Annotated in this window: 10 protein-coding genes; 1 reads left to right on the forward strand and 9 read right to left on the reverse strand. The window is 52.6% G+C overall.

Annotated elements, in window-relative coordinates; translation table 11 throughout:
• The coding region (locus O71_RS20525; RefSeq protein WP_007660991.1) for a HesA/MoeB/ThiF family protein at positions 1 to 891 on the forward strand (891 nt) is incomplete at its 5' end.
• Here O71_RS20525 and O71_RS20530 read toward each other — a convergent pair.
• The 9 genes from O71_RS20530 to O71_RS20560 form a co-directional block, all read right to left on the reverse strand.
• Positions 892 to 1,308 carry a molybdenum cofactor biosynthesis protein MoaE gene (locus tag O71_RS20530; protein ID WP_007660992.1) on the reverse strand — a complete coding sequence of 139 codons (417 nt, stop codon included), beginning with the start codon at positions 1,306 to 1,308 and terminating at the stop codon, positions 892 to 894. It lies immediately after the preceding gene.
• 11 nt (positions 1,309 to 1,319) lie between these two features.
• The gene (locus O71_RS20535; protein WP_007660995.1) at positions 1,320 to 1,562 is read right to left on the reverse strand and encodes a MoaD/ThiS family protein; all 243 of its coding nucleotides are present in this window, start codon (positions 1,560 to 1,562) and stop codon (positions 1,320 to 1,322) included.
• Between the two features lie 77 nt (positions 1,563 to 1,639).
• A complete protein-coding gene (locus O71_RS20540) occupies positions 1,640 to 2,404 on the reverse strand; it encodes a sulfite exporter TauE/SafE family protein (RefSeq protein WP_007660997.1) in 765 nt (254 codons plus the stop codon).
• Between the two features lie 158 nt (positions 2,405 to 2,562).
• A complete protein-coding gene (locus tag O71_RS20545; protein WP_007660999.1) occupies positions 2,563 to 2,994 on the reverse strand; it encodes a cytochrome c in 432 nt (143 codons plus the stop codon).
• Between the two features lie 69 nt (positions 2,995 to 3,063).
• A complete protein-coding gene (locus tag O71_RS27635) occupies positions 3,064 to 3,342 on the reverse strand; it encodes a hypothetical protein (protein WP_369751005.1) in 279 nt (92 codons plus the stop codon).
• Between the two features lie 2 nt (positions 3,343 to 3,344).
• Positions 3,345 to 4,199, reverse strand: a complete 855-nt coding sequence (locus tag O71_RS27640; RefSeq protein ID WP_369751006.1) for a long-chain fatty acid--CoA ligase — start codon at positions 4,197 to 4,199, stop codon at positions 3,345 to 3,347.
• Positions 4,200 to 4,263: 64 nt separating this feature from the next.
• A complete protein-coding gene (locus O71_RS27645) occupies positions 4,264 to 4,878 on the reverse strand; it encodes an AMP-binding protein (protein ID WP_369751007.1) in 615 nt (204 codons plus the stop codon).
• 74 nt (positions 4,879 to 4,952) lie between these two features.
• Positions 4,953 to 6,074: an MBL fold metallo-hydrolase gene (locus O71_RS20555; protein WP_007661001.1), complete on the reverse strand. Its 1,122-nt coding sequence runs from the start codon at positions 6,072 to 6,074 to the stop codon at positions 4,953 to 4,955.
• 127 nt (positions 6,075 to 6,201) lie between these two features.
• A complete protein-coding gene (locus O71_RS20560; RefSeq protein ID WP_155801047.1) occupies positions 6,202 to 6,609 on the reverse strand; it encodes a small multi-drug export protein in 408 nt (135 codons plus the stop codon).
• Between the last annotated feature and the right edge of the window lie 274 nt (positions 6,610 to 6,883).

The raw sequence follows: 6,883 nt of genomic DNA on the forward strand, positions 1-6,883 counted from the left end.
CGACTTCGATTCGGTGTCGCTGGAAACCTGCACCGGCAGGTACTTTTCACGCCGGCCGAAGTAGGGCAGAATAAAGCCCGTGTAGCCTGCGACAAATTGCAGCACCAGAATCCAGGTATAAAACTGGTACCTCACGAACTGAAAGTGACCTCGGCCAACGTGCTGGCGCTCCTGCAGGACTATGACGTGGTGCTCGACGGGACGGATAATTTCGATACGAAATACCTCCTCAACGATGCCTGTGTACTGGCCGGAAAGCCATTGGTGTATGGGGCCATTTACCAATTTGAGGGACAGGTGGCTGTGTGGAATGTACCGGTTGAAGCAGGCAAAAGAAGCCCGAACTACCGCGATGTTTTCCCTGAGGTGGATGCTTCGCAGGTGCCCAACTGTGCCGAAGGCGGCGTCATTCCGACACTGGCCGGTATGATCGGCTGTATGCAGGCAAACGAGGTGCTCAAACTGGTCACGGGTGCCGGCGAGCCGCTGGTGGGCAAACTCCTTTTGCTGGATGCCTTAACGATGCAAAGCCGCATCATTAAAGTCGGGAAAGTGTCAAATGTGACGATCGATATATTGCCGGAAACAGAGGAAGTGCCGCTTATCTCTGTGCCAGAACTAAAACAAGGTATAGCCAAGGGGCTTTACGAGTTAGTGGATGTAAGGCGCGACGAAGAGCGGAAAGCCTTTCACATCGGCGGAAAGCATGTGCCACTCGACAGGCTGGGAAAAGAGGTAGAACAGCTGCAGACAAATAAGCCACTGGTATTCTACTGTGCCTCAGGCAAGCGGAGCGGAGAGGCGGTGAAAAATATCCGGAAGCAGCTACCGGGCCTGCAGGTATACTCCCTTGAAGGCGGCATAAAAGCCTGGAAAGAACAACAGGTATAGCTAAGGATGGGCAGCCACCCATACCTCACCGTCCTCAAAAATCTCTTTTTTCCAGATGGGTACCGTCTGTTTAAGCGTGTCGATGATGTAGCGGCAGGCATCAAAAGCAGCATCCCGATGGGCAGCGGCCACGGCAATGATCACCGGCACTTCGCCCACCTGCAACACGCCGGTGCGGTGATGCAGCAGTATCTTTTCGATAGGCCATTTAGCCTGCGCTTCTTCCGCGATTTTCTGCATTTCCTTCAGGGCCATTTTGCCGTAGGCCTCAAACTCCAGTCGCAATACTGCCTTGCCTTTGGTGGCGTTGCGCACTGTGCCAATGAACACGTCAATGCCCCCGCACGTCGGCGACATGACCCAGTCGATGCAAGCCGAAATATTAAGCGGCTCTTCTGTCAGTTGTAGATCGATCATGCGCTTGGTGCTTAACCGCCGCTTACCGGTGGAATAATGGCCACTTCATCTTCGGGCGCCAGTTCCTGACCGGCCTCGGCATACTCATCGTTTACAGCGATCATAAAAGAAGACAGCTGCTTCAGGCGGGGGTATTGCATTTCCAGCGCCGTCCGTAGTGCCTCTACCGTCGCTTCTCCGGAGAGTTCTACCGCTGTGGACGAGCTGCCAAATATGTCTTTGGCAATGCCGAATGCCAGGACTTTTACTTTCATATTATCGGGAAAAGAAATACAGACAAAGGATAACAGACTTTTCTCAAGAGTTTAAATACACGCTAATACCTTGTCCCTCAATTAAACAAAGGCAGGTGATTGTAGAGCACTTCTATACCTGCCACAAAAATCAGTACGGCTGTCAGACGGCGGATCTCCAGCGGGTTGAACCGGACAATAGCCAGGCGTGAGCCTAGCTGTCCGCCAGCAAGCACGGCTATACCTAGCCAGAGTATACGGCTAAAATCGACAGTGGCCGGAAGCTGTGTCAGTTGACCCGCTATACCTGCTACAGAGTTCACGAGGATGAACAAACTGGCCGTGGCAGCAATGCGTTTCGCGGAGTCCCACCGGATCAGGTTGAGCAGGGGTGCCAGGAAAATGCCGCCTCCAATCCCCACCATACCCGACAGCAGGCCCAGACTGCCGCCCAACAGGCCATCGCGGGTATAGCGCGGTGGTGTCGCCACTGTTTTCTCTGTCCTCCCAGCTAAGTGATTTTGCATCCAAAGTAGTACCGCTGCCACCAGCAGACTACATCCCAACAAAACAAAAAACGTGTCCTGTTCCAGTCGCAGACTCGCCCCCAGAAAAGCCATGGGCACACTGACCAGCACCAACGGAATGATCTTTTTCCAGTCCACCTGCCGGTGCCGGATGAACAGCACTGTGCCACCCGTTACCACAACCACATTGCAAAGCAGGGCGATCAGCCGGATCTCCTGGAAAGCCAGCGGGTATAGTGCCAGCACGGCCAGGTAACTTGAACCGCCGCCAAAGCCCACCGAAGCATATACAAAGGCAATCACAAAAAAGAAGAACAGTAATTCCCAGTGTTGCATGTGGTTGGTAATTGAACATTATCTCCTCGCTTGCCTCTGGCGAATGTGCGCTATCCGGCGGACTCTAGCCGACATCCCAGTGACTGTCGGAACAAGTGGCGGGACGCCACTAGGATAGCTCACACTCGCGGGACGCGGGCGAGGGAGTAGCTGGAATTCTACTTCTTCCGTTCCGCTTTTACCTGGGCGGGTGATACTGGCTTGGCTTTGTTGCCCCAGCTGTTTTGGATGTAGTTGAGTACATCAGCCACTTCCTGATCAGACAGGGAGTCGTAGCCAGGCATGGCCATGTTGTAGGTGTCACCATTCACGGTAATTTCACCGCTCAGGCCGTGCAGCACCGTACGGATCGCCTGTTTCTGGTCTTTCATCAGGTAATCGGACTTGGCTAATGGCGGGAAAGTGGACGGTATCCCTTCGCCCTCCGCCATGTGGCAGCTCGCACAGTTGGCGGCGTATACCTGCTGGCCTCTTACCAGGCTTTCTTTCAGGGTGTCGTTCGGTTTGTCTGTAAAAGGTACGTTGCCGGGTGAATCTATTGACAATATACCGGTAGTCAGCAAAAGAGCTGAGAGTAAGCTTTTGATCATGTTTTTTCTGGTTAGAGCGACTAATATAAGCATTATTCACTTGCGGTGCATGAACTGTCGCAGGCAGTGTTAGGCATACAGTGAGCTCACAAGGTCCTGATACCTTTCCAGAATAACCCGTCGCTTGAGTTTGAGGGTTGGGGTGAGCTCCCCATTTTCGATGGACCACTCACCCGGTATAAGTGCGAACTTTTTGATCTGCTCTACCGGGTTGAACTCCAGGTTATACTGGTTCACAGCCTGTTTGATCAGTGTCCATACCTCTTTGTCTTCCAGCACCGCCAGGTTGCCCGGGTAAGACTTGCCCTGTGTTTCGTACCATTCCCGCAGCTTGTTGAAGGCTGGCACGATCAGGCTCCCACAAATTTCTGCATTTCGCCGACGACCATGATCTGCTCGATCCAGCCGCTCTCCACCATCTTGTTTTCGATCGGCTGCGGGGCTACATATTTGCCGCCGCTTGTCTTGAAAAGCTCTTTCTTCCGGTCGGTTATCTTCAGGAATTTTCCATCGATCAAAGTACCGATGTCGCCGGTATGCAGCCAGCCCTCGTGATCGATCACCTCCGCAGTCAGGTCAGGCCGTTTGTAATAGCCCATCATCACATTGGGGCCTTTGCAAAGGATCTCTCCGTCCGGTGCGATCTTCACTTCCACATTTTTGAGGAGCGGACCTACCGTACCGAACATGCGGTTTTCCTCGGAATAGCGATTGCCACTGATAATCGGGGAGGCCTCGGTGAGACCGTAACCTTCCTGTATGACGATGCCGGCGGCTGTGAAGATGCGGAGCAGTCGCACCTGGCAGGCGGCTGCTCCTGTTATAACCGACTTCACTTCGCCTCCTAGTGCCTGACGCCATTTGCTGAACACCAGCCGGTCGGCTATGGCCAGCTGCAGCCGGTAGGTCAACGGCATAGGCTTGTTGATCTCAAAACGCTCGGCCAGGTCGAGTGCCCAGAAAAAGATCTTCTTCTTGTTGCCCGTCAGCTCGGAGCCTTTGGCCACAATGCCTTCGTATACCTTCTCGAGCAGGCGCGGTACGGTCGTGAAAATAGTAGGTTTGACTTCCCGCAGGTTGCCGGCAATGGTTTCCATTCCTTCGGCATAGTAGATCGACACGCCGCAGTAGAAGTAGCAATAGGTGGCCATGCGTTCGAAAGCATGGTTGAGCGGCAGAAAACTGATGGCCTTTTTGCGGAACACGCCCACTTCTTCAATGATCAGGCACTGTCGAACACATTGCTCAGGATACTGAAGTGGGAGAGCATCACCCTTTGGGAGTGCCCGTAGTGCCGGAGGTGTACAGGATGGTGGCCAGGTCGTTTTCGTCTATGGCATCGCGTAGTACCTCCAGCTGTTGCAGGGTATGGGCAGCAGGCTCGGTCAGCAGCTCTTTCCAGGAGGGAGCATCCTCTACTGGTTTGAAGGTATAGATCGCCTGCAGTTCAGGCAGGGCATCCTGCATCCCTACTATCTTGCGATACAGCACTTCATTGCCGACAAAGATCATTTTGACGGCGGCATCGCGCAGGATAAACTCCAACTCACTGTTGCTGATAGTCGGGTAGATGGGGACCGAAATAGCACCGATCTGCTGGATGCCCATGTCCACCAGCATCCATTCCGGACAGTTCGGGCTGATAATGGCCACCTTGTCACGGCCTTCCGGGCTGCCGTCGTTTCTGCTGATACCGGCACTGAGCAGGGAGGCACTGATGCGGTTGACCAAGTCCTTTACTTCCTGGGTGCTGTAGGTGCGCCACTGGCCGTCTTCTTTTGAGGCCAGCATATCGTCAAGTGGAAACTGCTGCAACTGCCAGTCAATGCAGTCAAATAGGCGTGCAGGCCTGGCCTGCTGTGTGGTGTTCGTATTGTTTCTCAAAACGTGATACTTGTGTAGATGCCTATTAGCAATACTGCGAACAGGCTTTCTGTGTTGCTAATTTGGGCCAGGTCCTATTCCCACCACTTGCTGCGGGGTGTCTGGCGACCTAGTATGATCGATTGCCCGATGCGCGGCGTCATCATCATTATATTTTGAGCCTTGGCTGCTTTGGTCACTCGCTCGATCGGGTCGGTCCAGGAATGCAGGGCGAGTGCGAAGGCGCCCCAATGGATGGGCATCATCAGTTTTCCTTTCAGGTCGAGGTGTGCCTGCACGGTTTGCTCCGGCATCATGTGGATGCTGGACCAGAGCTCGTTGTACTGTCCGCACTCCAGCAGTGTAATATCGAAGGGCCCGTATTTCTCACCGATTTCTTTAAACCCATCGAAGTAACCCGTATCACCACTGAAGAAGATGCGGTCGTTTTTGCCCAGGATCACCCAGGAGGCCCAAAGGGTTTTCATGCGATCAGAGAAGCCGCGACCGGAGAAATGGCGGGCTGGGGTGGCGACAAACTTTATACCTGCCATCTCGGCCTCGTCCCACCAGTCCAGTTCCGTGATCCTTTCGGCGGGCACACCCCAGCGCTCCAGGTGAGCACCCACGCCAAGTGCTACATAAAAGTGTCCGGTTTTATCGGCCAGTTGTTTGATGGAGCCATAATCCAGGTGGTCATAGTGATCATGCGAGATCAGGATGGCATCGATATAGGGCAGGTCTTCGATAGGTATAGGCAGCTCCTCGTTGAAGCGCTTGGGCCCCATAAAACTGATCGGGGAGGCCCGTTCGCCCAGCATCGGGTCTACGAGCAGCCGCTTGCCGTCCAGCTCGATCAGGAAAGCGGAGTGCCCGAACCAGGTGATGATGGTGGCTGTGTCCTGCACGCGCTCTAGTTGTGCAGGCGCTATTTTATCAACAGGCAGGTACCAGTCCGGCTCCTGGTTTTCAACCTCGTCGAAGAATCGTGAGCGAATCATCTTCACATAGCCTTTGAAGCCGATGTCCATGTTGGTCTCGACTGGGTTATGGAAGACACCATCGTGGTAGTGAGGAGAGGCCTGCATGGCCTGCAATCGCTTGCCTTTGGCCTCTGCGCCAAACTGAGGAGAGAGCTGCATGAAGCTGCAACCGGCCACACCGATAAGAAGCAAAAGAAAAAGGAAGGTATAGCTGATGATCCGTTTTAGCGTCATGGGGCAAAATTACGAATTCTTCTGATGCAGGAGGGGATTGCACAGCAAAAAGCCCTGCTTGCGTTCAGCCATTCAGGCTTTGCAAGCAAGGCTTTCATATGTATCCGGTAAAATCCGGTATGCCGTCTTAGTTAAAGGAAAGCTGCGTCACACCCAGGTGACCCAGGTGCGTTGCCAGGGCCATGAAGATAGACGAGATCACTACACCCAAGCTAATGGCCATGAATGCTTTCTTGCGCTCGATCTTGAAGATATTGGCTGCAATGGTACCCATATAAGCCCCGGTACCAGGAAGCGGTATCATCACAAATACCATCAGTCCCCAGAAACCATGCTTTTTCACGTTGTCGCCAGCGATCTTTTTAGCTCGCTTCGACAGAAAGATAACACCTTTTTTGTAGGCTTTGAATGGCCAGAACTTCTGACTAAATGTATCGATCAGCCACATGAACAGTGGAAACACCAGGGTGTTGGCCACCGTGCCGATCAGAAAAGCCAGTATAAAGTGAACATTGTTCAGAATGGCGTAAGGTATGCCTGCCCGCGCTTCACCGAAAGGGAGATACTCAGAAGAAAGGTATAAAGAAGCGTTTCAAACATATTGTTCTAAAAAAATAAGCTAAGCTACTATTTTAAAGTCTGCAAATATAACGTCAAAATCGGTGGTTATACATCAGAACATGCTACTGTCACTGAAAATATTTTATCCACCTCTATATCAGACGTTTCAGTTGAGTAACTAGTGCACCTGTAACAGCATCACTATCAATTTAATTCAACGTGTTTTAGTAGTTTTTTGATATAGTGAT

The sequence above is a fragment of the Pontibacter sp. BAB1700 genome, from assembly GCF_000277005.1.
GTDB lineage: Bacteria > Bacteroidota > Bacteroidia > Cytophagales > Hymenobacteraceae > Pontibacter > Pontibacter lucknowensis.

Excerpts from the sequence above, each read along its gene's own strand:
- O71_RS20535 (WP_007660995.1), bottom strand. The coding sequence starts at position 1,562 with ATGAAAGTAAAAGTCCTGGCATTCGGCATTGCCAAAGACATATTTGGC.
- O71_RS20540 (WP_007660997.1), bottom strand. The coding sequence starts at position 2,404 with ATGCAACACTGGGAATTACTGTTCTTCTTTTTTGTGATTGCCTTTGTA.
- O71_RS20545 (WP_007660999.1), bottom strand. The coding sequence starts at position 2,994 with ATGATCAAAAGCTTACTCTCAGCTCTTTTGCTGACTACCGGTATATTG.
- O71_RS20530 (WP_007660992.1), bottom strand. The coding sequence starts at position 1,308 with ATGATCGATCTACAACTGACAGAAGAGCCGCTTAATATTTCGGCTTGC.
- O71_RS20555 (WP_007661001.1), bottom strand. The coding sequence starts at position 6,074 with ATGACGCTAAAACGGATCATCAGCTATACCTTCCTTTTTCTTTTGCTT.